Raw genomic sequence first — 1,403 nt, 5'->3', positions numbered from 1 at the left:
GATTAAGCCCATATAATTGTGTAAAAAGAAAATGAGTCAAATTAATTCCTCATGGTTACAATGTTAACGGCTAATTAAACAATGTGGAGGAAGTAATTATGACTCAAGTACAGTTTAACCTAAATATCGATGATTTAAAAGATTCTGTTATGAACTCTAATATAGACGCTGTCATCAAAGCGTCCATCGTTTTGGTATTAAATTCTTTTATGGAAAAAGAACGTGATGAGTTCTTGCAAGCAGAATCCTATGAACGTTCTAACTTACGACGTGACTACCGCAACGGATATTATGAACGTGATCTAATTATTGGCATTGGAAAAATTACTCTTCGAGTACCACGTACTCGCAGTGGAGAATTTTCGACTACCGTGTTTGAACAATATGCTCGTTGTGACCAAGCTCTCGTATTAGCCATGCTTGAAATGGTTGTGAATGGAGTCTCTACAAGAAAAGTTTCAAAGATCGTGGAACAACTCTGTGGGCAAAAGGTGTCTAAATCATTTGTATCTACACTCACAGAAAAACTAGATCCTTTAGTGAATCAATGGGCAAGTCGACCTCTGAATACGATGTACTATCCCTATATCTTTGCCGATGCCATGTATATCAAAGTAAGAGAACATAATCGTGTTGTATCTAAAGCTGTATATATCGCAACGGCCGTTGACCAGAACAATAGACGTGAAATTCTAGGTTTAAGAGTAGATCATGGGGAGAGCACTGAAGCCTGGCAACGATTTTTCCAATACCTAAAGTCAAGAGGACTACAATCACCTAAGCTAGTTATATCTGACGCACATCAGGGGTTAAAGTCTGCCATTGGTACAGAGTTTGTTGGATCCTCTTGGCAAAGATGCACAGTGCATTTCAAAAAGAATATCATTACGCATATGCCCAAAAAAGGCATGGACGAAGTGAAAATGGGTTTAAAAAGAATATTTGAGGTAACGACCGTTGAAGAGGCAAGAAAATATAAAAATGAGTTCATTGAGCAAATGGGAGAAAATCCAAAACTAGAAAAGGCGATAGAGATATTAGAAGAAGGCTTCGAAGATGCCATTCAATATTTAAATGAAAAACCAAAATACCATACGCATATTCGAAGTACGAACTCGTTAGAAAGAATCAATGAGGAAGTCCGGAGAAGAGAGAAGGTAATTAGAATATTTCCTAATACACAATCCGCATTCCGATTAATTGGTGCGGTTTTAATGGACTATGCTGAGGAAGTAAGAAGAAGAATAATTCGGGACCAAGAAGAGAAGAAATAGCAACCGCGAAGCGCGAATTTTTGGTGTACTGGAAGGGGGGTACCCCCCTTCCAGTACACCAAAAATAAATCAGCTGCTTAACATTGTTTTTCATCAGGAATGAATTTACACATAATAATGGGCTTGACT

1 protein-coding gene is annotated in these 1,403 nt (G+C 37.8%); it reads left to right on the top strand.

Features of this window, described 5'->3' with window-relative positions; translation table 11 throughout:
- Nucleotides 1-98: 98 nt before the first annotated feature.
- On the top strand, nt 99-1,274 hold the full coding sequence (locus ACE198_RS27950; RefSeq protein ID WP_375377796.1) for an IS256 family transposase: 1,176 nt from the start codon (nt 99-101) through the stop codon (nt 1,272-1,274).
- Nucleotides 1,275-1,403: the final 129 nt, after the last annotated feature.

It is taken from the genome of Neobacillus sp. KR4-4, assembly GCF_042136325.1.
GTDB lineage: Bacteria > Bacillota > Bacilli > Bacillales > Cytobacillaceae > Neobacillus.
This window is presented reverse-complemented; position numbering and strand designations above follow the sequence as displayed.

Bases quoted from the DNA above. Each gene is read 5' to 3' on its own strand.
- ACE198_RS27950 (WP_375377796.1), top strand. From the start codon at position 99: ATGACTCAAGTACAGTTTAACCTAAATATCGATGATTTAAAAGATTCT.